Raw genomic sequence first — 24,393 nt, 5'->3', positions numbered from 1 at the left:
CAGTTTGGTAATTATATCCTATTTAGTTTAATGGGATACGTTTTTCCCGATGCCCATTGTGGTACGTAGAGATTACCGTCGTCATCTACCAATACATCGTGAGGATTTCGGAAGGTCTTTCCATCGTAGACAGGGGCTACCAAGCTGCCCTTACGGTACTCGGGCGCACTGCCCCCAGGAAGGGATACTACCTGATTCTCCTTGTCCAAAATCGCTAACATCCCGTCCCAGTTGTCCCAAGTTTCGGTCACAATGACCGCAAAATAAATATTTTCCCCATGGATGACCGGCCTACATACCGAGCAACCGGGGAGTTGAATGGTCTCCATATGCTTTCCGTCCAGCGAAAACCTTTTAAACCGTTGGTTGGCCCTAGATGTAATCAATAAAGTAGGGTTGGCTTCGTCTCGGGTATCCAATGTAATACCATGGCAACAGTTGAATTGGTCGTCTTCGTCACCAGAACCGCCAAAGTGGCCTAGATACTCTCCCTTGGCATTGTAGTGAATAATATAGTTTTGTCCATACCCATCGGCAACATAGAAATCACCATTGGGCAGGATGGCCGTTTCGGTCGGTTTAAATTGATCGTCGCTGGTGTACCCCGCTACTTCCTTAGGTCTTTCCAGGGTCATAATGATTTGGCCGTCCAAAGTTGTTTTCCAAACCTTGTGGGTGTCCGGATCGGTAATGAATAAAAACTGATCGCTTCCTTCCCCGGCTATGGAGAGACCATGGGCCCCCGGGAATTCCGTGCCCCAGGAATCCAGCACCTTTCCGGATTGGTCATAGATGATAATGTTGTTGTTGTTTTCCCCGGTAGTGGTCATCAAGATGCGTCCTTTACTGTCGAGCACCATTTCATGGCAATCGTTTACCGGAGTTTTGGATGGATCTTGTACGCCCCACTCCTTATCAACACTGTACTTAAAATTTCCATGACCAACGATTTCCTTCATATGCTTGTTTGAATGTGTAATGCCAAACGTAAAACGAGGTGCGAGGAGCCCGGCTCCCGCAGCCAACGCGGATTTTTTGATAAAATCCCTTCTTTGGTGGTTGTTTTTCTTCATTTTACTTCGTTTAATATTTGAATCAGGCAAGGATGTCCTTGACCACTTTTCCGTGTACATCGGTAAGGCGATACCGCCTGCCTTGAAACTTGAAGGTCAAGCGTTCATGATCTACGCCCAACAAGTGCATCAGTGTCGCTTGAAAATCGTGCACGTGCACCGGATTCTGGACTACGTTATATCCAAAATCATCGGTAGCGCCAAAGGTGAATCCTTTTTTTATTCCCGCCCCCGCCATAAATATGGTAAAACATTTCGGATGATGGTCCCTTCCAAAATTATCGGGGGTCAGCTGACCTTGTGAGTAGTTGGTACGACCGAACTCGCCTCCCCATATGACCAAGGTATCCTCCAACATGCCCCGTCGTTTCAAATCGGTAATCAAGGCGGCGGTAGCCTGATCCGTTTCCTTGCATTGTACCTTGATGGCGTTCGGGAGGTTACCATGTTGGTCCCACCCTTGATGGTACAACTGAATGAACTTTACATCGCGCTCGGCCAATCGTCTTGCCAAGATACAATTCGCCGCAAAGGTGCCGGGCTTGCGGCTATCTTCACCGTACATCTCGTAGATGTAGTCGGACTCATCGCTGGTATCCATGATTTCAGGTACCGAAGTCTGCATACGAAACGCCATTTCGTATTGTGCCATCCGGGCTAGGATTTCGGGATCTCCCACATCTTGGTGATTGATCTGTTCCAATCGTTGTAAATGGTCGAGCTGTTCCCTTCGGCTTTTGCCATCGACCCCGGGTGGATTGGTCAAATACAATACGGGGTCTTTACCCGCACGGAACTGTACCCCTTGATGTTGCGAAGGTAAGAAGCCATTGCCCCAGGACCTGGAATAGAGCGGCTGCCCGTATTTGTCCTTAGTGACCAAGACCACGAACTCTGGCAAGTTCTTGTTATCGGTACCCAAACCATAACTCACCCACGATCCGATGGAAGGTCGCCCAGGTAGTTGGGAGCCAGTTTGCAAAAAAGTAACCGCGGGATCATGGTTGATAGCTTCGGTATACATCGACTTGATAAAACAGAGCTCATCGACAATTTTCGAAGTGTGCGGCATCAAATCACTCATCCAGGCCCCACTATCGCCATGTTGCTTGAAATCAAAAATGGACCCGGCAATGGGAAGACTGGCCTGACCCGAGGACATTCCCGTAAGTCGCTGCCCTTGTTGCACGCTTTCAGGTAGGTCCTGTCCGTTCATTTTGTTCAGAAGTGGTTTGTAATCGAAGAGATCTAACTGCGAGGGCGCCCCACTTTGGAACAAATAAATGACACGTTTCACTTTGGCGGGAAAGTGTGGTTTGCCCAAAATGCCCCCTCCATCGTTTGGGGTACGAATCAACGGTTGTTCGTTAGCGAAAAGGCCTATAGGGTCGAGCATTGAGGCCATCGATAACGCCCCCATCCCCAAAGTGGTTTTTGTCAGGAAATCCCTCCGGGTATAATTTTTATTATGGTGGTGTGTACACATGTTTTCAAGCTCAAGCTCAAGTGCCAATTTCAGAAGGGTTGTACCCAAACTTGACACTTGAACTTTATTTAGCGTTTCATATAGGTTTCATCATGGTTTAAAATGGTATTGGCGACCATCGTCAATGCAGCGGTCTTCGACGGATTCAATGCTCGGTCCATCGGTTTTTTACCGACCGTTAATAATTCGTTTGCCTCCTTTGGAAAGGCTATAAATCGCTCTGATTGACGTTCATACAACTCTTTTAGGATTTCCGATTCCTCCTTTTTTGGTTTCCGGCTCACTGCCAACCGAAAACCGTAAGTAATCTGATCCTCCAAACTTGTACCGCCTTCCTTCTGCATACGTTCCGCCAAAACCCTGGAGGCCTCCACAAACTGGGTATCGTTCATTAATACCAATGCCTGCAAAGGAGTGTTGGTGTTTTCCCGTTTTACCGTACAAACCTCCCTGGAGGGTGTGTCAAAGGCCGTCATGGCAGGATGGGGTGAGGTGCGTCTTATAAAGGTGTACAACCCGCGACGATATAAGCTATCACCCTCCGATTCCTTATAGTTCAGTAATTTGTGGGAAAAGCTGTTCTTTTCGATCCATAAATTGCCCGGTTGATAAGGCTTCACGCTTTTACCTCCCACGTGTTGCACCAATAAACCGCTCGCTGCCAAAGCATTGTCCCGTATCATCTCAGCGGGAAGCCGATAACTATTACTTCTGGCCAAATAGCGATTGGTCGGGTCTGTTTCCCGTAAGTCCAAGGAAGCTTTGGAGGTTTGCCGATAAGTATGTGACATTACCATGGTTTTTAATAGTGCCTTTACATCCCAGCCACTTTCCACAAAGGAAGTTGCCAGCCAATCGATTAATTCGGGGTGGGAGGGTAGGGAGCCCTGAACACCGAAATCCTGTGGGGTTTCTACCAAGCCATTGCCGAATAGCATTTGCCAGTATCGATTCACGGTGACCCTTGCCGTAAGCGGATTGTCTTCCGAAAAGATCCATTGCGAAAGACCCAAACGGTTCTTGGGATAATCTTTAGAAAATGCGGGCAGGACTTCCGGCGTGTTGGCATCTACTTCGTACATCGGCTGCTCATAATCCCCTCGGTTGTAAACAAAAGTGGGTCTTGGTGTTGGCATTTCTTCCATAACCATGACTTCCATCACCGGATTCATATGGGAAAGCCATTCACCACGCAGTTTTTTCAGCTCTTTTTCTAATTTCACTACTTCGGGCGACTGACTTACCCAATAGTCTGCGGCCCAGGAATTGTCTGGATTTTCCAGATTACCGTCTTCTTTGGCCAGATGACGAACTTCCAAAGGCACCAACCTTCTTGAATATATATGAATATCGTCGATTCGTCCTAAAAAAATGCCGTTTTCCCCCGTGTAGTTTCTATAACTTTTCGCGACTCTTACAGGTTGATCTGTGAGTTGATGGGTGGCTACCGTGATTGTTTTGATCGACTTGTATAGTTTGTCGTATGGGATGTTGGTCCCTATTTCTTCTCCGTCTATAAAAAGTGTGAGTCCCTCGGCCTTTCCGGAACCATCATAGGTAAAGGCCACATGACGCCACTCTTTAGTTTTGATAGAGTCTTTTGATCGTACATGAATATAGTTATGGGGTAAAGAGTGGATCAAGCGCACATTGAGATGGTTCAAGCTATCGAGGTAAAAATCCCAGCCGCGCCAAAAGTTGTTTTTTTCACCAGTGGTGCCCAAAAGGGTCTGGGTCTTCCCGGCCTGTCGTTTGGTGGTGTAAAGCCATAGTCCTGCCGAAAATCTGTCCGTCCATTCGAAATTGGGAACATTATCAAGATGAACTTCGTCGTATTCCCCTGTGAACTCAAAGGCTTTCCCCTTTTTACCTTCTACTATTTTTGGGGATTCACGTATTGTAACGGCGGGATTGCCATCTACAAGGTAGCCCTTCTTTTTTCCTGGTCGTGGCGATAGCCTTTCCAAGGGATAATGCCCTACCAAACCATTTTTCCTTGAATTCCCGGGTAATTTATTCATGAAGGTATTCAGGTCTTTTAGCTCCTTTTTGGTCAATTCCAACTGTTTTGATTTTTGTTGGATGGTCTTGTCCAGAGCGTTTAATTTTTCTTCGGTTTGGGAGTCCGGTAATGCCAACATAGGGCCATAATTGCCATCATCTCCCGTCATTCCCAACTCCTTAACATTATTGAAAAAGGCGGTCATCTGAAAATAATCCTTTTGGGAAATAGGATCAAATTTGTGGTCATGACAACGTGCACAGGCAACAGTAAGCCCTAACAGCGCCGTACCCACTGTTTCCGTCCGATCCCAAACGTAGTTTAGGCGAAATTCCTCTTCAATGGCCCCGCCTTCAGCGGTCATCGGATGGTTGCGATTAAATGCGGTCGCTAATTTTTGCTCCTTGGTGGCACCGGGGAGTAAATCCCCGGCCAATTGCCAGGTAATAAATTGATTATAGGGCATGTTTTGTTTAAAGGCATTGATGACCCAATCGCGCCATGGCCACATCAACCGCCATCCATCGGCATGTAATCCATGGGAATCCGCGTATCGGGAAATATCCATCCAATCCAAAGCCAACCGTTCGGCATTGGCATCCGTTGCCAACAATTCGTCTACGACCTTTTCATAGGCGTCAGGGCTTTGATCGTTCATATAAGCGTCGATTTGTTCCAAAGTGGGGGGCAAGCCTGTCAGATCCATCGAAACCCGTCTCAACAGGCGCTGCTTGGAGGCCTCTTTTGAAGGTTCAAGCCCCTGTTCCCTTAATTGCCGTTGTACTAACAAATCTATTTCATTTCGAACTGTCCAATCGGGATTTTCCTGTTCGGGAAGAGGGGGTTTCTTAGGCTTGACAAATGCCCAGTGGGGTTTCCATTGAGCCCCTTGTTCAATCCATTTGATTAAAATGGCTTTTTCCCTGGCCGTTAAGTTGAGGTTCGATTCCGGTGGGGGCATTAAGCGTTCCGGATCGTCACTTAGGATACGTTCAATACTTTCACTACGTCCCGGTTTTTTGGCTACAAACGCATGGTTGCCACTAGTGAGCCGTTTGAAGGCTTCTTCCTGCAGATCTAAGCGTAAATTTGCTTTTCGGGTGTTGGCATCAGGACCATGGCAGGTATAGCATCGATCCGACAAGATGGGTTTTACATGGAAATTGAAATCAATGGTCTCGGGGAGATCTTGATAGGCACTGGTGATTTCTGCCGGTGCATTGAATGAACAGGAAGACAGTAAGCAATACCCTAAAACCAGGAATAAGACCTTTCGTTTCATCGGAAAAGGGTTTTAATCCTTTTAAATATACATTTTTTTGGCTTTGAATTTTAAAGGGTACGCTATGATTGGTTATTTATGTCATAATTTTGAATAAATACGGTCGGTGACTTGAAATCGCGTGCGCTGTCGCTGATTTAGTTCCGATCGCTTATACATAATTAGACAAAGTGATTCGTATGTTCAAAAAGATACTGTGTTGGGGGCCTTTTTTGTGTTTTATTGGCGTAATGAATGCCCAAACCGAAGTTGGCCCGAAAACCGACTTTACGAGAATGTATTTGCCGGTCTGGCAAGAAGCTACGGAGCATTGCCTGGCCGTTGCGAAGACAATGCCCGAGGAGCTGTACGCATACCGACCTACCGAGGTCAGCAAAAGTTTTGCGGAGCAAATGGTACATATAGCAGCCGCTTCGGAGTTGTTGACCAAGCGATATGTACAGGGAATGGAGGTAAAACCGAATACACCCGATGCCGGTGAAATGGGTAAGGAGGCGATTATTGAAATGCTCGTAAAAAGCTTCGAATACACCACCGGGGTAATTATTGCCATCGGTCAGGCGCAACTCGATGAAACATGTACCATGTATCACAGCGGTAACAAGGTTAGTAGGGCGTTTGCCTTATTCTATGTCCAGGATCATATGGCGAACCACCGTGCCAAAGCGAATCTGTATTTACGTATGAACAATATACGACCCCCTGAGTATACCTGGTGAAATAGGGTTCTTTGGGTTTGATGCCAATATTTTTGCCTCGATATTCAATAAATACAATCTTTTGGCTATTTTTGCCCTCCATTCATGGGTCATTAGCTCAGTTGGTTTAGAGCGCTGCCTTGACAGGGCAGAGGTCATTGGTTCGAATCCAATATGACCCACTTTTCTTCTTCCATATAGAGAGGTACTATGACTTTCGTCAGCGGAGTTTTCCCGATTCATGTTTATTTTTGGTTTTTCCGATGAAATAGTTCCGTACCGCCTACAATCATTTAGTACTTTTGAACGTTAAGGTTTACGGGAGTTTCTCGACGAACGGATACTACCTTTTTAAACATTGCCAATGCTGAACAAAGGCATCAAATTTTTAATCGAAAACAAATTGGTGGCACTGGTATTGTTGCTGCTGTTTTTGATTTGGGGCATCGTGCATGCCCCGTTTGATCTCGGAAAGGGGCTATTGCCCCAAAAACCGGTTGCCGTTGACGCCATTCCCGATATCGGTGAAAATCAACAAATCGTATATACACAATGGGAAGGCCGCTCCCCACAAGATATAGAGGATCAGGTTACCTATCCCCTTAGTTCCAACCTATTGGGGGTTCCCGGCATCAAGACCGTTCGTAGTTCCTCAATGTTCGGTTTTTCGAGTGTCTATGTCATTTTTGAGGAGGGGGTCGATTTCTACTGGGCACGTAGTCGCCTGCTGGAAAAGCTGAATTCCTTGCCAGGTGATTTGTTACCCTCTGATGTACAACCGACCCTCGGACCTGATGCCACCGCCCTAGGGCAGTTGTTCTGGTATACGCTGGAAGGAAGGGATGCGGAAGGAAAGGTCACCGGAGGATGGGATTTACACGAGATAAGGAGCATTCAGGATTTTTATGTGAAAAATGCACTCGCTGCGGCGAAAGGGGTTTCCGAAGTAGCTTCGATTGGTGGATATGTTCAGGAGTACCAAGTTGATGTCAATCCCGAACTGATGCGGCAGTATAACGTGGCACTTTCCGAGGTCGTCCAAGCTGTACGGGAAAGCAATAAGGACGTTGGTGCCAAGACACTGGAAATGAATCGGGCCGAATATTTTGTGAGGGGCCTTGGGTATATCGAGAGTGTCGAGGATATCGAAAATGCAGAGGTGCGTACCGAAAACTTCACTCCGATTCGCATCAAGGATATTGCCAAAGTATCGTTGGGTCCGGCCGAAAGACGTGGAATCTTGGACAAGGAAGGAGCCGAGGTAGTCGGTGGTGTAGTGGTATCCCGTTACGGGGCGAATCCGATGCAAACGATTTCAGGGGTCAAGGAAAAAATCAAGGAAATCACAACAGGGCTGCCCTCAAAAACTTTGAAAGACGGTCGCGTCTCCAAGCTAACGATCGTGCCTTTTTATGATAGGGCCGAACTTATCGAGGAAACCTTGGGTACCTTGGGCGACGCCCTTACCTATGAGCTGCTTATTACTATTTTGGTGGTAATCGTATTGCTTTTCAATCTGAGGATTTCCCTATTGATTTCAAGTTTGATGCCCATCGCGGTATTAATGGTATTCATAGCCATGAAGTTTTTTAAGGTCGACGCCAATATCGTTGCCTTGTCGGGAATCGCCATTGCTATCGGTACTATGGTCGATATGGGAATCATCTTGGGGGAAAATATTGTGCGACATTTGGAGTTGAACCCTGATAATCGTAAGGTCGATGAGATAGTCTACGAAGCGACCATTGAGGTTTCAGGGGCTATCCTTACGGCAGGTTTGACAACGATTATCAGTTTTATTCCTGTTTTTACGTTAACAGGGGCAGAGGGTAAACTTTTTAGCCCACTGGCTTTCACCAAAACAGCGGCGCTTACGGCTTCGATGATTGTTGCTCTTTTTCTGATACCACCGGCGGCAGCTCGGTTATTTAATAGGGCTCCCATAAAGAAGACCCTGGGTATGGCGCTGTACGGGATGTTGGGGCTCATTGGGTTGGGAAGTCTTATATATGGCAACTTTCTGGGCCTTATTCTCATCGGTTTTAGTATGATTGGGCTTCTTGGCAGGTTTGATAGGATTTCAAGAACATTGGAAAAGCGTTTTCAGTCCTATTGGAGTCTACTTTCAATTTTAACTCTATTAGGGTATTACTGGCGTCCTTTGGGTTATGGCTACCATGTGCTCATCAACCTTTTCTTTGTCGGATTGGTTTGTTTTTTGGTTCTAGGGGTCATTTTGTTTTTTAGGAGTTATTATGAACGTATTTTGAATTGGGCACTGGCAAACAAGGTTTTATTCTTAAGTGTCCCTTCGGTGTTACTAATTCTGGGATTGGTAATTATGCTCAATACAGGTAAGGAGTTTATGCCTTCTTTAGATGAAGGCTCCTTTCTCTTAATGCCCAGTTCTATGCCACATGCCGGTGTGAGCGAGAACAAAAGGGTACTCGCACAATTGGATATGGCCGTTGCCGGTATTCCTGAAATTGCCACCGTGGTGGGTAAGGCGGGGAGGGTTGCCTCGGCACTCGATCCAGCACCGCTCTCCATGTACGAGAATGTGATTTTCTATAAGCCGGAGTACATTTTGGATGAATCCGGAAGGCCGGTGGAATTCAAAACCAACGAGGAAGGACTTTTCGTTACAAAATCCGGGGGGGTCGCGGCTTCGGGAAACGGCTCGGATCGCGAAGAATTGGTTGAGGAAGATGGAGGGAGGTTCTATCGCAATTGGAGGCCTGAAATTAGGGATAAAGAAGATATTTGGGAGGCAATTTCCAAGGCGACTCGATTGCCAGGAGTAACCTCCGCTCCAAAATTACAACCGATCGAAACCCGTTTGGTGATGCTCCAGACCGGTATGCGGGCCCCAATGGGAATCAAAGTAAAAGGGCAAGACCTTAATCAAATCGAAGCATTCGGACTCCAATTGGAAACGATTTTGAAGAAAGTCGATGGAGTAAAGCCGGAAGCGGTCTTCGCCGACCGTATCACAGGCAAACCTTATCTGCTGGTCGATATCCATCGAAACAAACTCGGACGCTATGGTATCTCCATCGCTGATGTACAGGAGGTGATCGAAGTAGCCGTGGGGGGTAAAATACTAACCGAGACGGTTGAAGGTAGGGAACGCTATGGGGTACGTGTCCGATATCCAAGGGAACTGAGGGGTACACCGGAAGACTTGCAACAAATTTATCTGCAATCCAAGGATGATGTTTCGGTGCCTCTGAGCGAGCTAGTGGATATCCGTTATGAGCAGGGACCACAAAATATAAAAAGTGAGGATAGTTTCTTGGTCGGCTACGTGCTCTTTGACAAGGCAAAGGGTTTTGCTGAGGTCGATGTGGTCGAAAATGCCAGGCTCGCAATCGAAGAAAGCATTCAAAAAAATGAATTAAAGCTTCCAGGGGGAATCAGCTATGCCTTTGCCGGAACCTATGAAAACCAGATGCGTGCGGAGAAAACACTGACTTTTGTGGTACCTTTGGTGCTCTTGGCAATACTGCTGATCTTATATTTGCAGTTCCGTTCCGTTTCGATCTCATTTATGGTCTTTACCGGGGTGGCGGTAGCTTTTGCCGGAGGATTCCTATTGATTTGGTTGTACGGCCAAAGCTGGTTCATGAACTTCGGGCTTGGAGGAATCAATTTCAGGGATTTGTTCAACATGAAGACGATTAATCTAAGCGTTGCCGTATGGGTCGGTTTTATTGCGCTTTTTGGGATTGCTACCGACGACGGCGTGGTGATGGCCACCTATCTAAAACAACGTTTTGATAAAGAGGTGCCTAAGGATGTTACGGGGATAAGGGCGGCCGTATTGGAAGCGGGAAAAAAACGAATTCGCCCTTGCCTGATGACTACGGCAACTACCATGCTGGCCTTGTTGCCCATATTGACGGCGACTGGTCGGGGAAGCGACGTCATGATTCCCATGGCGATTCCCGCTTTCGGGGGTATGCTGGTTGCTTTGATTTCGCTGTTGATCGTCCCGGTACTGTTTAGCTGGAAAAAGGAAGCGGCATTGAGCTATGTAGAACGCAAAAATGATTAAAATGGATTTGATAAGAAAATATGGTGGGTATTTGCTAGTCTTGGCGGCAGGATTGTTCATAGGATATTTGGTTGCAGGGGGAAGTGACGACCCGATGGATCACCAACATGCTGCCACTAATGAAGAAGCGCTGGCATATACCTGTGCCATGCATCCTCAGATCCAACAGGCCGAAACGGGAAGTTGTCCGCTCTGCGGAATGGATTTGACGGCAATAAAAACTGCCGGCAGGGCCCTTGCGGCCAATCAGTTTCAAATGACCGAGAACGCAATGGCCTTGGCCAATATAGAGACCACTCGAATCGGTATAGGCGATATTGAAGGAAATACCTTGGTGCTATCGGGTAAAATCACCTCGAATGAACAAACCGATGCGGTACAAACGAGCGTCTTCGATGGGCGCATAGAGGAATTGGATGTCAACTACGTTGGACAGTATATCAAAAAAGGAAAAAAATTGGGTGTAATTTACGCTCCCGAGCTATATGCCGCTCAGGATAAGCTCTTAACCTCGGCATCGTATAAAGACACCCATGACAAATTGTACGCCGCCGCCCGAAATACATTGGGCCTTTGGAAAATGAACGATGCCCAGATCGATCAGCTACTGAAAACGGGGAAACCGATAATGAACTTTCCGATTATTGCCGATGTTTCGGGAACGGTGACCGAAGTCATGGCTTCCGAAGGTAATTTCTACAAACAGGGAGATCCTTTGTTCAAAGTATCGAACTTATATACGGTATGGGCCGTATTCGATGCTTACGAGAATCAACTCCCCGTTCTAAGGGTAGGGCAGGAAATCCGTATAAGCTCCGAGGCATTCAAGGGAAGGGCTTTTACTGCAAAAATAGCCTTTATCGACCCGGTATTGGACGCTTCTAAAAGAACCGTGGCGGTTAGGGCTACCTTGATAAACAAAGATGGGTTTCTGAAACCCGGTATGTTCGTCGAAGGTATTGTAAAGGCAGCCAATTTCGACCAGGTGCTTACCGTGCCAAAGTCTGCCGTCTTATGGACAGGAAAACGCTCCCTGGTATACGTAAAACCTGATCCTCGGCAGCCTACCTTTGAAATGGTCGAGGTAACCTTGGGAAATACTATTGGAGATTCCTATATCGTACTCGATGGACTTACTTCGGGCGATGAGGTGGTGACCAATGGTACATTTACGGTGGATGCCGCCGCGCAACTGCAAGGCAAAAAATCGATGATGTCTTCTAAAGAATCGATGCCTGTTATGGAAGGGAGTGAAATGGCGATGAATTTTAACGGGGATTTTGAAAACAGGTTTTCACTCATTATAAATCGATATACCGGATTGAAGGATGCTTTAGTAGCTTCCGATGCATCCAAGGCCGTTGAACATGCAAAGTCCATGGAGCAAGCCTTGTCGCAATTGGAAGATGCCATGTTGGAAGAAATCCTTCGAACCCATCTTCGGAAAATCAAGGAACAGGTTCAAAGAATTTCCAACGGTGCCGATTTGGAGCAACAACGGATAGCGTTTAAACCATTATCCGAACATATGGTGGCAATCGCCTCCAATTTCAGTGATTTGGATCAACCGATATACGTGCAGTTCTGTCCGATGGCCGATAATAACCAAGGAGCCACTTGGTTGAGTTTTCAGGACCAAATACGCAATCCGTACTTTGGGGACAAGATGCTTGGTTGTGGCAGTATCACCAAGACGATTCAATAAAGCGACCAGTCATACTGGGGTCTTGCCGTGTCCTGGATGTAGCTTTTGACAAAAGGAAAACGTTTCCTTCCGAAGGCAAAACTTTATAACAATTCCAACACCCGTTCCAAAGCCATGCCCCTAGATCCCTTGATCAGCAATGTACTTTCTGGCATAGGATTTTTATTTAGGTACGCCGCCAGCGTTTCAAAAGATTCATATTTTTTCGATTTAGTAGTCGTTTGATAGAAATTTTTTCCGGTTAAAAGGACTTCTTCAAAAGACATTGTATCCGCTAAATCGGCAATATTTTGGTGCTCTTCGGCAGCAGTCTCACCCAACTCGAACATGTCTCCCAAAATAACCACTTTGCGGGTGCCTTCCATCTTGTCAAAACTTTCCAAAGCCGCTTTCATACTGGTCGGGTTCGCATTATAGGCATCTAAAACGATATGGTGGCCGTTTTTTTCAATGATTTGGGAACGATTGTTTTTAGGTTCATATGCTTCCAAGGCTTCTTTGATGTCTGTAACGGGAACATTGAAATACTTACCGATCAAAATCGCTATTGCGCAATTGGCGAAATTGTAGCTGCCAATGAGTTGCGTGTATACGGTCACACCTTCAAACTTCAAATGAACAAAAGGGTCGGCTTCTAAAAATTCGATTCTGTAGTAGTCGGTCTTTTCGGTACTAAACCCGTACTTTTTTATGTAGCTGCCCAATTTTTCCAATTGAATCGGGTCATCGGCGTTCATGAACACCGATTGGTTATGGGCCATTAAGTATTCGTAGAGCTCGCTCTTGCCTTTGATGACGCCTTCCACGCCCCCAAAACCTTCCAAATGGGCTTTGCCAAAGTTGGTGATGTATCCGAAATCGGGCTGCGCAATACTACACAGAAATTCAATTTCCTTCTGGTGATTGGCGCCCATTTCTACCACGGCGATTTCGGTATCCTCGGTTATTGAAAGTAGGGTAAGGGGCACCCCGATATGATTGTTTAGGTTGCCCTTTGTAGCGATGGTTTTATATTTTTTGGAAAGTACCTCGTAAATCAACTCCTTGGTCGTGGTCTTTCCATTGCTTCCGGTAAGGCCGATTACTTTAGCATTGGAATGGTTTCTGTGAAAAGTGGCCAGATCCTGAAGTGTTTGCAGCACGTTATCAACTAGGATGGTCTTGTCGGAAGTAAGGTATCCCTTATCATCGATTACTGCATAGGCTGCTCCCTTTTGCAGCGCTTCCTGCGCATAGGCATTGCCGTTAAAGTTTTCTCCCCTGAGTGCAAAAAAGAGGCAATTTTCTACAATTTTCCGGGTGTCGGTAGAAACATGGGGGAAGTCTAAAAAGACTTGGTGCAGTTGTTCAATGGTCATGAGGCAAAAGTATAAAAAAAGTCCCGACGGATCCGTCGGGACTTCTGTGCTAAATTGCGTATTAGCTTACTTTGCTTTCTTTCCTCTTGGGGTTTTGTTCTTTGATTTCGATTTGGAACCTACCCTCGACATAGCACACCTAAAACCAATGTAGTCGGTAGCCATATACTGAGGCAAATACCTTCGCTGGGCGGGATCTAACCAGTAGGCCCTATCTCTCCAAGAACCTCCTTTGAATACGCGAACCTCATCGTTGATCAAGGTTGTTCGGCTGTTCGATTCGTCGTACTGTCTAATGAGCTTTCCTGTAGAATCACGCTCCACTTTATGCTTTGGGGAATCGTACATTTTTCGTTGGTCTTCCTCCTCCTCATCACTAAATTGATCGAAGAACCTAGATGATCCCGGATCACCATCCCTATAACCCCTATTATCACTGGAGTCAAAATTGGTTCTTAAATAGGTTTCATTTTCATCAACAGGCACCATTTTTATTTCACCTGGTAAGTTGACCGCAACTATTTTTCCCGTAGGAAGCGTATCATATATAATACTATCCCTGAGAATGTTCACCTTCCCATCTTCACCTATGGCCGTTTTCATGTAGATATTTCCTCGATAGTAGTTGAAGTCGCTTATCTCGTCATCTACGATAGGGCGATAAACATCCGCTACCCATTCTGCCACGTTGCCTGCCATATCATAAAGTCCAAGGTCGTTTGGCTTGTAAGACATTACCTGTGCGGTGATGTCGGCACCATCGTCTGACCATCCTGCAATTCCACCGTAATCTCCCTTACCTTGCTTAAAGTTGGCTAACTGATCCCCACGACCAACGCGTTGTCCGTTTCTGGTATAATCACCGTCCCATGGATATTTTTTCCTACCTCGGTAATTGTTGTATTCCCTAGAACCTTGGTTGGCCTGTGCGGCATATTCCCACTCGGTTTCCGTTGGTAGTCTATATTCTGGCATAATTACACCGCTACTTCTTTTGGCAAAGGTGTTGACACTATCTTTTTTCTGCTTCCCTTGAAGCGAATCTATTTGTCCATTATAAACGGATTCCGGACGGTTCAAGTAGGTCTCCGTGCTGAAGGTTCCACCGACTTCTCCGGTAGCTGCTTTATATTTGGCATCCTTGGCCAAATAGCCCTCGCGCTCCAACATTACCTCGTTGACCCGATCGGTTCTCCATTCGGCGAACTGCGTAGCCTGGATCCAATTAACACCTACAACGGGATACTCGGCATAAGCCGGATGTCTCAGGTAGTTATTGGTCATGGTTTCATTGAATCCTAAACGGTTTCTCCATACCAAAGTATCGGGAAGTGCTCCCTTGTAAATATTCGCATACTTCGGATTTTCGGGAGGGTATACACTCTTCAAATAATCCAAATACTCTAAGTACATCACATTGGTGACCTCGGTCTCATCCATATAAAAAGACTGCACATGCTGCGAGGTAGGCGTATTGTCCCAATCGTGCATTACATCATCCTGCACCTTACCTTTGGTAAATGTACCTCCCTCAACAAAAACAAGACCAGGAGCGGTCTCCTGCTCCTTGAAATCGGTATTGTATTGGAATCCTCCCTCTTTGGCGTTAATTTTCCACCCGGTAGCTCTGGACACGTCTTTTGATCCGGAAGACTTTTTACAGCTGGTAACCGTAAAGCCGCCTGCGATTACCGCACAAGAAAGTACAACTTTGATAAACTGTTTTTTCATAATTAGGACTTGAGTTCAAATGTTTCGAATCACGGGTTCAAGGCAATTCGAGTTTGTATTTTGATTAATTTTAATGTCACTTTCGGCATGTAAAACGGTGATTTGGGTATTATATTTTATCTGTTCAATAAATTTTTGCCCAAAACGCTCCGCAAGCTTTGTGTGCCCCATGCGTAGGTTTAAAAAGATAACGGCGTAAAGTCTAGAATATTATTTAGTGCCGACTTTTCTTTATGTCCGGTGATATTTTTTCCAAGGATTATCGCTCATGTGAATTTGTTTTAATTTTTCCGTTAACCAAAAGGAAGGTAATTACACTAAAAAGTACCAGTTACATCGAAAAAAAACACCTGCTATATAAGATAATGCTAAAATGCCCGTTTAAGCATGTAATATAACCATACTTTTGGGAGTTTTCCCTTTGGTAATTTTCTTAAATAACTAAATCTTTAAAAGGAACGAATGAAAAAATTAGCGATACTGACACTATTGGCTGTTGCTTGCAAATTATCTGCCCAGGACAACGATCGGGTAATTACCACGGCGGTACCATTTCTTACCATTGCCGCAGATGCCAGATCGGCCGGTATGGGAGACATAGGGGTGGCAACTTCTGCCGATGCCTATTCCCAACAGTGGAACCCTGCAAAGTTTGCTTTTGCAGATCGAAAAATGGGCATAGGACTCGGATATACCCCCTATTTGGAAAGTGTAATAAAGGACATTGGGTTGCTCAGTGGTAGTTATTTCAATAAGATTGACGACCAAAGTGCCTTTGCTGTCAGTTTGAGGTACTTTACCCTTGGTGAAATAGAGTTACGGCAAACGATCAATGATCCGGCTACCTTGGTAAAGCCAAACGAATTGGCCTTGGACGGTTCCTATTCCTTAAAACTGAGCCCTACGTTCTCCATGGCCGTTGCCGGTAGGTTCATCAGTTCCAATCTTAGATTGCCACAAACCACCGGAAATACCGACTCACAAGCTGCTAATGCGTTTGCAGTTGACGTGGCGGGATACTATCGATCCAGGGAAATAGGCTATAGCAGTTTTGATGGTCGTTGGAGAGGCGGTTTCAACATATCCAATTTAGGAGGTAAAATACAATATGACGAAGGTGGGCAAGAGAACTTTCTTCCCACTAATTTGGGCCTCGGACTCGGTTTTGATATGATTTTGGATCAGGACAACGTCATCGCCTTCACCTCTGAATTTAATAAGCTCTTGGTTCCAACGCCCCGAGATTTTGACGGGGATGGCGATATCGATGCTTCCGACAACGACGAGTACCAACAAATAGGTTTCTTTAGCGGTGTCTTTGAGTCATTTGGAGATGCGCCCGATGGTTTCGGGGAAGAGCTCAAGGAATTCAGTTGGGCGCTAGGAGCAGAATATACCTATCAGGACTCGTTTATGGTTCGTACGGGATATTTCAACGAAAGTGAGGAAAAAGGTGCCAGAAAGTTCTTTACCCTTGGTGCCGGCTTCAAATTCAACGTTGTCCAAATAGACCTTTCCTATTTGTTCTCTACCTCACAGGTCAAGAACCCATTGGAAAACTCACTGCGTTTCTCGCTTGCCTTTAATCTTGGGGACGAAATGTTGAACGATTAACCGTTTCGAACGGAATAAGACAAAAAAATAAGAAAAGCCTGCCTTCGTGCAGGTTTTTCTTATATACAAAAGCACCGTGACAAAAGGTAAAAAGGAAAAAACGTACTTTTAGTTGTCATGCGGGAAAGCATCGAACCATATAAAGGTTCTCAACCAGACCCAAACCGCCCACCATGCAAAAGCAAAAAATAACATTTGAACTTTCTATTTTCGAATCGATCGAAGAACTTGCGGAGGAAGATAAGAAGTTGATGTTGACCGCTATCAACGCCCGAAAAAATGCCTATGCCCCTTATTCCCAATTTCAAGTAGGGGCAGCCGTATTGATGGGTAACGGGGCGATAGTCATCGGGAGTAATCAGGAAAATGCTTCCTACCCTTCGGGCCTCTGTGCGGAAAGGGTCGCCGTTTTTCAGGCAGGGGCATTGTATCCGAAAGGAACCATTAAAACGATTGCCATTTCTGCATCTTCCAAAAACTATACGGTAGATCGGGCAGCGGCCCCCTGTGGAAATTGTAGACAATCCATTTCCGAATACGAAGTAAAGCAAGCGCATCCGATCCGTATCCTAATGATGGGTGAAGTGGGTTCCGTACTTGAATGTGATTCCGTGGCGGATTTATTGCCACTTGCCTTCGGTGCTTCTTTTTTGAAATAGTCCGAAGCTTTGGAAAATGCCTAGCAAGCGGATAAATCCGGGTAGTATCCTAGCCTTATCTTTTCCAAAAACCTTTTACTTCAATTTTTTTCCACTAATGATTTAATATGTATTTTTGTTTCCCTTAATCCTAACCTGGCCGCTATCGGTATGTTTCAGGTTTTTTTTGAATGGCATATAATACATAATCAATGGAAAAAATTACCAAGGAAGTCTATCTAAAGTGGTACGAGGATATGTTATTCTGGCGCAAGTTTGAAGACAAGCTCGCCGCCGTATATATCCAGCAGAAAGTCAGGGGTTTTCTTCACCTATACAATGGGCAGGAAGCGGTTTTGGCGGGATCCCTACACGCGATGGACCTTACCAAAGATCGAATGATTACTGCCTATAGGAACCACGTACAACCCATAGGCATGGGCGTTGATCCGAGAAGAGTAATGGCAGAACTATACGGAAAAGTAACGGGCACCTCAAAAGGAATGGGGGGATCGATGCATATATTTTCCAAAGAGCACCGTTTTTACGGTGGGCATGGAATCGTAGGCGGGCAAATTCCCTTAGGGGCAGGGATGGCCTTCGGGGATAAATATTTTGGAAGGGACAATGTCACCCTTTGTTACATGGGAGATGGTGCGGTACGTCAGGGCTCTTTGCACGAAGCATTTAATTTGGCCATGCTTTGGCAGCTACCGGTGGTTTTTGTCTGTGAGAACAACGGCTACGCCATGGGTACCTCGGTCGAAAGAACTTCCTATTCCACCGAAATCTGGAAATTGGGACTTGGGTACGAGATGCCATGTGGCCCGGTCGATGGTATGGATCCCGTAACAGTAGCCCAAGAAATGAGTAAGGCGATCGAGCGCGCCAGGAGTGGTGGTGGTCCCACCTTTTTGGAAATGAAAACCTATCGGTATCGAGGACACTCAATGTCAGATGCCCAGCATTATAGGACGAAGGAGGAAGTCCAGGAATACAAGAAAATAGACCCGATTACCAAGGTGCTTGAAGTTATCAAGGAAAAGAAGTATGCTACCGATGAAGAAATCAAGGCCATCGACAAACGGGTGAAGGATTTGGTGTCGGAATGTGAGAAATTCGCCGAAGAATCGGATTATCCACCGAAGCAACAATTATACGACATGGTCTACGAACAGGAAGATTTTCCTTTTGTACCACATAAACTTTAAGTAAATGGCAGAAGTAATCAATATGCCCCGTTTGAGCGATACCATGGAAGAAGGTACCGTGGCAAAATGGTTGAAGCAAGTAGGGGACAAAATCGAAGAGGGAGATATTTTAGCTGAAATCGAGACCGATAAGGCAACGATGGAGTTTGAGTCTTTTCATGAAGGTACCCTTTTGCACATAGGAATTGCAGAGGGTGACGGTGCTCCCGTAGATTCCCTTTTGGCAATAATCGGGGAAGAGGGCGAAGACATCTCGGGTTTATTGAACGGGGACACTTCGTCTTCCGGGGAAGACTCCGATAAAACGGAAGCCCCGGAAGAGGACAAACAATCCGAAGCCGAAACCAAAGAAAAATCGGAAGCATCGGTTTCCAACGAAATTCCAGAGGGAGTCGAGGTGATTAAAATGCCCCGCTTGAGCGATACCATGGAAGAAGGTACAGTGGCAACTTGGTTGAAAAAGGTAGGCGATACTGTCGAGGAAGGTGATATACTGGCCGAAATCGAAACCGATAAGGCCACGATGGAATTCGAGTCGTTTTACTCGGGTACGTTATTACATATCGGTATTCAGGAAGGGGAATCGTCTCCGGTGGACGCAGTGCTGGCGGTTATCGGGCCGGAAGGTACCGATGTACAAGCAGTGTTGAATGCGAAGCCCGGTGCAGGGAAGGCTACTACTAGTACTGTCGAAGACAAGGTGGAAGAAACTCCCAAGGAAGAGAGTGCGGCCCAACCGAAAACGGTTTCAGATGGTCAGCGCATATTTGCCTCTCCCTTGGCCAAAAAAATCGCTGCGGACAAGGGTATCGATCTTTCCCAAGTAACCGGATCGGGTGATCACGGCCGAATCATAAAGAAAGATATCGAGAATTACCAACCTGCCGCGAAGGTTGAAACAGCGCCCGAAGTTGAAGAAAAATCGCCTACGACTTCTGCAATCGCTACGGCTCCCATCAATTTACCCGTGGGTGAAGAGGGAAGCGAGGAGGTAAAGAACTCCCAGATGCGGAAGACGATCGCGAAGCGCCTGGCGGAGTCCAAATTTACCGCTCCACACTATTATTTGATGATTGAGGTCGATATGGACAATGCGATGTCCTCACGTGCCCAAATAAACAGCTTGCCAGACACCAAGGTATCTTTTAACGATATGGTGGTAAAAGCGGCAGCCATGGCACTGAAAAAACATCCTCAGGTCAATACAACTTGGAATGGGGACACCACACGGTATAACCACCATATACACGTGGGGGTAGCCGTAGCCGTTGAAGACGGACTTGTGGTGCCTGTATTGAAATTTACCGATCAAATGACCCTGACACAGATTGGAGCTTCGGTCAAGGATTTGGCCGGGAGGGCTAGGAACAAGAAATTGACCCCTGCGGAGATGGAGGGCAGCACCTTCACCGTTTCCAATCTCGGTATGTTCGGAATATTGGAATTCACATCCATTATCAATCAGCCCAATTCGGCCATATTATCCGTTGGGGCTATCGTGCAGAAACCCGTTGTCAAAAATGGGGAAATCGTGGTAGGTAATACAATGAAGGTCTCTTTGGCCTGTGACCATAGAACCGTGGATGGGGCTACGGGTGCAGAGTTCCTACAGACCTTGAGGGCCTATTTGGAGAATCCGGTCACTATGCTGGCTTAGACCCAAAATGTCTGGATCGAAACAAAACGAGCATCCCAAAATCATAGGGATGCTTTTTTATCCTTAGAAGATTAAATTACAACTATGAAGAAATCCCTATCCCTTTTGCTCCTGGCCGCGCTGTTCGCATGCAGCTCCAGTAAACTAAAACAGGATGTGACCCTGGAGAAAACAGAAACCTATCAATGGGATCGAAGTATCGTAGACGTACCGACAGGTCCGGCCAAAGAGCAAAGTGCGGAGATGGAGGCCGATGCGTCGAACACCGGGTTTACCAATGCTTTTAAGATCAAGTTTTTGATGGAGTTTTTGGCCTCGGATGACTTGGAAGGACGCGATACGGGAAGTGAAGGAATCGAAAAAGCGGCCAAACTGATCGAGGATAGTTTTGCCTCCAATGGGATACAACCATATTTTCGAACCTATAAGGACACGCTTTCCAATATCGATGTTCCGGCCTACAACGTAGTCGGTTATCTGGAAGGTCGCGACCCTGCCCTAAAAGATGAATTTGTTATCATAGGCGCCCATTACGATCACATTGGCAAGGTTGAAGGGGAAAACGGGGACACCATCGCCAATGGTGCCAACGATAATGCCACCGGTACCGCAACAGTTATGGAACTGGCGCGTTATTTCGGTGCTTCAAGAAGCAACAAGCGAAGTGTCATCTTCGCCCTGTTCTCGGCAGAAGAGAAAGGACTTTTGGGATCTAAACATTTGGCGGAAAAATTAAGTAACGAGGATTTGGACTTGTACGTAATGTTGAACTTTGAAATGGTAGGCGTTCCGATGGTGGGGAAAGACCATTTATTATATGTCACGGGTTACCAACTCTCCAACCTGGCCGATATAAGCAACCGATACGCCAATGATACCTTTGCGGGGTTTTTACCCAAGGCGCAGGAGTTCAACCTATTTAAACGGTCCGACAACTTCCCTTTTCACGAAGCTTTTAACGTACCCTCCCAAACCTATAGCACTTTTGATTTTACCAATTATGGCCACTACCATAAGGTGGGTGATGAAACCAGTGAAATGAATTATGAACACATGGCCAAGGTGGTCAATGAGTCTATTCCGGTGATGAAAGGAATCATCAATGCTCCTACCAAGGAAATCTTCTATTACTGATGGCAAACATTATAATCACCGGATCAAGCAGGGGAATAGGATTTGAATTGGCAAAACTATTTGCCGACGACGGACACCGCGTACTTGCCCTTTCCAGAAATGATGCCCCGATTTCCGATTTGCAACATCCCAATATCGTTTCATTTTCTTTCGACCTCTCTAAAATACCGGACCTGAAAAAGTTGGAAGCTTTCTTGCGAAGTGATTTTGAGACCGTCGATATCCTTATCAACAACGCTGGGAAGCTTCTCAATCAACCGTTTTTAGAGACCGACATGGAGGCCTTTGAAGCAATATATCGAGTGAATGTATTCGGGGTAGCCGCTATTACCAAAATTGTATTGCCCAACATGCCAAAAAACGGGCACGTGGTCACCATCAGTTCCATGGGGGGAGTGCAAGGGAGCATGAAGTTTCCGGGACTCTCCGCTTATAGCTCCAGTAAGGGCGCTGTTATTACCTTGACCGAATTGTGGGCAGAGGAATTCAAGGAAACCGGTCCGTCTTTCAACGTGTTGGCCTTGGGAGCCGTACAGACCGAGATGTTGGAGGAGGCTTTCCCAGGTTACCAAGCCCCCCTAACCGCCTTGGAAATGGCTACCTACATCAAGGATTTTGCCTTGACCGGGCAAAAGTTTTATAATGGTAAGTTGTTACAGGTATCCAGTAGCACCCCTTAAACGACCATTTTTTGTAGATAGTTTGGATACGGAATTCTCTAGATTGAAACCTTGTCCTGAAGTGTTTTCCGATTCTTTTTCGTCCGTTCCACATTATCTGGATATCATTGGTTTTCATATGTTTGGTAAACTGTAACCATTTGATGGTAGCTACTTCAAACTCGATGTCGACGCCCAACATTCCACCATCTTCCGGGAGCGGTATATTTACAACCGGGGAATTTAACAGAAGGCATCATCAACTACCATCGCACGGAACATAACAGGTATCAAACAAATGAAGTATTTTTGTGCCCAATGGATACCATCCTTCAGAAATACCTTCCCGAGCGTTCGGTAGACCCCTGTTTAGTGTTGATCAAACAGACCGGAGTACATTTAAAAATAGTGAACGAACGGGTGACCCGCCATGGGGATTACCGCAGAATGTCCAATGGAAAGCACCTGATCACGGTCAATGCCACTTTAAACAAATACCGATTTCTCATTACTTTGGTCCATGAAATCGCTCATTTGGTAGCCTTTGAGAAATACGGACGAAGCATCAAGCCCCATGGATTGGAATGGAAACATACCTTTCAACATTTAATGCTCCCTTTTATACGTCCGGAAATCTTTCCGTCGAAACTTTTGCCCCTTCTGGCGAAGCATTTTAGGAATCCAAAGGCCAGTAGTAGTACCGATGCCCAATTATCCATAGCTTTGAAACAATATGATGCGCAACAAACGGATAAAACCTACGTTTTTGAGCTACCTTTAGGTAGTATTTTTCGCATTTATAATGGCAAATGCTTTAAGAAGGGCAATAAAAGAGTAAAACGATACGAATGTGTCGACTTGGCGACAGGGAAGGTTTATCTTTTTCAACCAAATGCCGAGGTCGAACTTTTAAGCGAATAATCGGGCTGCGCACACCTGCTTTGTCGATTGAAATGAAAATGGTCGCGGTCGGTAAAAATTGCCCACCGCTTTCATAAACGAAATGACATGAACAAGAACTATTATGCAGTATTGATGGCTGGCGGGGTTGGATCCCGATTTTGGCCCGTAAGTACAACGGAAAACCCGAAGCAGTTTCACGATATGCTCGGGACGGGCGAAACCTTGATCCAAAAAACCTTCAAACGTCTCAACAAGTTTGTGCCTACCGAAAATATTCTCATCCTGACCAATGAGCGCTACAACGATCTTGTCCTCGAGCAGTTGCCCATGGTGACGCAAGAGCAAGTGGTTTTGGAACCTGCGATGCGCAATACCGCCCCGTGTATTTTATATGCGGCCTTGAAAATACAAAAAATGAATCCCGATGGGGTCATGATCGTAGCGCCCAGTGATCACTGGATCGAAGATGAAGACGCTTTTGCTAAGGATGTGATTAGCTGTTTTGAAAAATGTGGGAGGGAAGAAGTGTTGTGTACCTTGGGAATTAAACCTACTTTTCCGAATACGGGCTTCGGTTATATCGAATTCGAGAAGCAAAGCGGTGACGGACTCAAAAAAGTGTATCAGTTTAGGGAGAAACCCGATTACGGGACGGCGAAAGAATTCTTGGAGCAAGGAAATTTTCTTTGGAATGCAGGTATTTTTATGTGGAGTGTAAACACGATCGTAAATGCCTTCAAGAATTATCAGCCAGATCAATATTCGTTATTTGAGGCGGGAATGTCCTGTTACAACAATGCGGATGAAAAGGCTTTTATCAGTGAAAATTATCCCAAGGCCGAGAATATCTCGATCGATTATGCGATTTTGGAACATTCGAAGGCAATTTTTGTGCTTCCGGCCACTTTTGACTGGAACGATCTGGGAACCTGGGGTTCTTTGTACGATAAGCTAAACAAAGACGAACACGGCAATGCGGTGGTCAACAGTAAGGTCATCAGCCAAGACGCTACCGGGAATATGATTCGCTCACCCAAAGGGAAGATTATTGTGGTCGACGGGTTGGAAGATTATATCATTGTCGATAAAGAAGAGGTACTTTTGATATATCCGAAATCGAAGGAGCAAGACATCAAACAAGTATTGGCCAAAGTAAAGGAGAAGTTCGGAGATCAATATGCATAG

Annotated in this window: 16 protein-coding genes and 1 tRNA gene; 12 read left to right on the top strand and 5 right to left on the bottom strand. The window is 45.8% G+C overall.

Features of this window, described 5'->3' with window-relative positions:
* Positions 1-11 precede the first annotated feature (11 nt).
* The 3 genes from FK220_RS16665 to FK220_RS16655 all read right to left on the bottom strand — a co-directional run bounded on the left by FK220_RS16665 (position 12) and on the right by FK220_RS16655 (position 5,843).
* Positions 12-1,073: a twin-arginine translocation signal domain-containing protein gene (locus tag FK220_RS16665; protein WP_152575475.1), complete on the bottom strand. Its 1,062-nt coding sequence runs from the start codon at positions 1,071-1,073 to the stop codon at positions 12-14.
* A 22-nt stretch (positions 1,074-1,095) separates the two neighbouring features.
* Positions 1,096-2,559 (bottom strand): DUF1501 domain-containing protein, encoded by a 1,464-nt coding sequence (locus FK220_RS16660; protein ID WP_166204965.1) that lies wholly within the window; start codon positions 2,557-2,559, stop codon positions 1,096-1,098.
* A gap of 68 nt (positions 2,560-2,627) precedes the next feature.
* Positions 2,628-5,843 carry a DUF1553 domain-containing protein gene (locus FK220_RS16655; RefSeq protein ID WP_152575474.1) on the bottom strand — a complete coding sequence of 1,072 codons (3,216 nt, stop codon included), beginning with the start codon at positions 5,841-5,843 and terminating at the stop codon, positions 2,628-2,630.
* A 179-nt stretch (positions 5,844-6,022) separates the two neighbouring features.
* Between FK220_RS16655 and FK220_RS16650 the strand changes: the two genes are divergently transcribed.
* The 4 genes from FK220_RS16650 to FK220_RS16635 all read left to right on the top strand — a co-directional run bounded on the left by FK220_RS16650 (position 6,023) and on the right by FK220_RS16635 (position 12,303).
* Complete coding sequence (locus FK220_RS16650; RefSeq protein WP_152575473.1) at positions 6,023-6,562, top strand: DinB family protein; 540 nt, start codon at positions 6,023-6,025, stop codon at positions 6,560-6,562.
* An 86-nt stretch (positions 6,563-6,648) separates the two neighbouring features.
* Positions 6,649-6,723: transfer RNA gene (locus FK220_RS16645), tRNA-Val, on the top strand.
* A 182-nt stretch (positions 6,724-6,905) separates the two neighbouring features.
* Positions 6,906-10,598, top strand: a complete 3,693-nt coding sequence (locus FK220_RS16640; protein ID WP_152575472.1) for an efflux RND transporter permease subunit — start codon at positions 6,906-6,908, stop codon at positions 10,596-10,598.
* Between the two features lies 1 nt (position 10,599).
* Positions 10,600-12,303 (top strand): efflux RND transporter periplasmic adaptor subunit, encoded by a 1,704-nt coding sequence (locus FK220_RS16635; protein WP_152575471.1) that lies wholly within the window; start codon positions 10,600-10,602, stop codon positions 12,301-12,303.
* A gap of 83 nt (positions 12,304-12,386) precedes the next feature.
* Here FK220_RS16635 and FK220_RS16630 read toward each other — a convergent pair whose 3' ends face one another.
* Together FK220_RS16630 and gldJ are read right to left on the bottom strand one after the other, a co-directional pair.
* Positions 12,387-13,661 carry a UDP-N-acetylmuramoyl-tripeptide--D-alanyl-D-alanine ligase gene (locus tag FK220_RS16630; protein WP_152575470.1) on the bottom strand — a complete coding sequence of 425 codons (1,275 nt, stop codon included), beginning with the start codon at positions 13,659-13,661 and terminating at the stop codon, positions 12,387-12,389.
* A 66-nt stretch (positions 13,662-13,727) separates the two neighbouring features.
* The gene (gene gldJ / locus FK220_RS16625; RefSeq protein ID WP_152575469.1) at positions 13,728-15,392 is read right to left on the bottom strand and encodes a gliding motility lipoprotein GldJ; all 1,665 of its coding nucleotides are present in this window, start codon (positions 15,390-15,392) and stop codon (positions 13,728-13,730) included.
* Positions 15,393-15,854: 462 nt separating this feature from the next.
* Between gldJ and porV the strand changes: the two genes are divergently transcribed.
* The 8 genes from porV to FK220_RS16585 all read left to right on the top strand — a co-directional run bounded on the left by porV (position 15,855) and on the right by FK220_RS16585 (position 24,393).
* Positions 15,855-17,006: a type IX secretion system outer membrane channel protein PorV gene (gene porV / locus FK220_RS16620; RefSeq protein ID WP_152575468.1), complete on the top strand. Its 1,152-nt coding sequence runs from the start codon at positions 15,855-15,857 to the stop codon at positions 17,004-17,006.
* Positions 17,007-17,179: 173 nt separating this feature from the next.
* Positions 17,180-17,665 carry a cytidine deaminase gene (gene cdd / locus FK220_RS16615; protein WP_152575467.1) on the top strand — a complete coding sequence of 162 codons (486 nt, stop codon included), beginning with the start codon at positions 17,180-17,182 and terminating at the stop codon, positions 17,663-17,665.
* A 191-nt stretch (positions 17,666-17,856) separates the two neighbouring features.
* The gene (pdhA, locus tag FK220_RS16610) at positions 17,857-18,855 is read left to right on the top strand and encodes a pyruvate dehydrogenase (acetyl-transferring) E1 component subunit alpha (protein WP_152575466.1); all 999 of its coding nucleotides are present in this window, start codon (positions 17,857-17,859) and stop codon (positions 18,853-18,855) included.
* Positions 18,856-18,859: 4 nt separating this feature from the next.
* Positions 18,860-20,512 (top strand): pyruvate dehydrogenase complex dihydrolipoamide acetyltransferase, encoded by a 1,653-nt coding sequence (locus FK220_RS16605; RefSeq protein WP_152575465.1) that lies wholly within the window; start codon positions 18,860-18,862, stop codon positions 20,510-20,512.
* An 84-nt stretch (positions 20,513-20,596) separates the two neighbouring features.
* A complete protein-coding gene (locus FK220_RS16600; RefSeq protein ID WP_152575464.1) occupies positions 20,597-21,646 on the top strand; it encodes a M28 family metallopeptidase in 1,050 nt (349 codons plus the stop codon).
* Entirely contained in the window at positions 21,646-22,326 is a 681-nt protein-coding gene (locus FK220_RS16595) for an SDR family NAD(P)-dependent oxidoreductase (RefSeq protein ID WP_152575463.1), read from the top strand. Before FK220_RS16600 ends, FK220_RS16595 begins: the two co-directional genes overlap by 1 nt.
* Positions 22,327-22,623: 297 nt before the next feature.
* Positions 22,624-23,226: a SprT-like domain-containing protein gene (locus tag FK220_RS16590; protein WP_152575462.1), complete on the top strand. Its 603-nt coding sequence runs from the start codon at positions 22,624-22,626 to the stop codon at positions 23,224-23,226.
* An 87-nt stretch (positions 23,227-23,313) separates the two neighbouring features.
* A complete protein-coding gene (locus tag FK220_RS16585; RefSeq protein WP_152575461.1) occupies positions 23,314-24,393 on the top strand; it encodes a mannose-1-phosphate guanylyltransferase in 1,080 nt (359 codons plus the stop codon).

The organism is Pelagihabitans pacificus, assembly GCF_009371985.2.
In the GTDB taxonomy this organism is placed as follows: Bacteria; Bacteroidota; Bacteroidia; order Flavobacteriales; family Flavobacteriaceae; genus Pelagihabitans; species Pelagihabitans pacificus.
The sequence above is the reverse complement of the archived record's forward strand: the minus strand, read 5'-3'. Positions and strand labels throughout refer to the sequence as shown.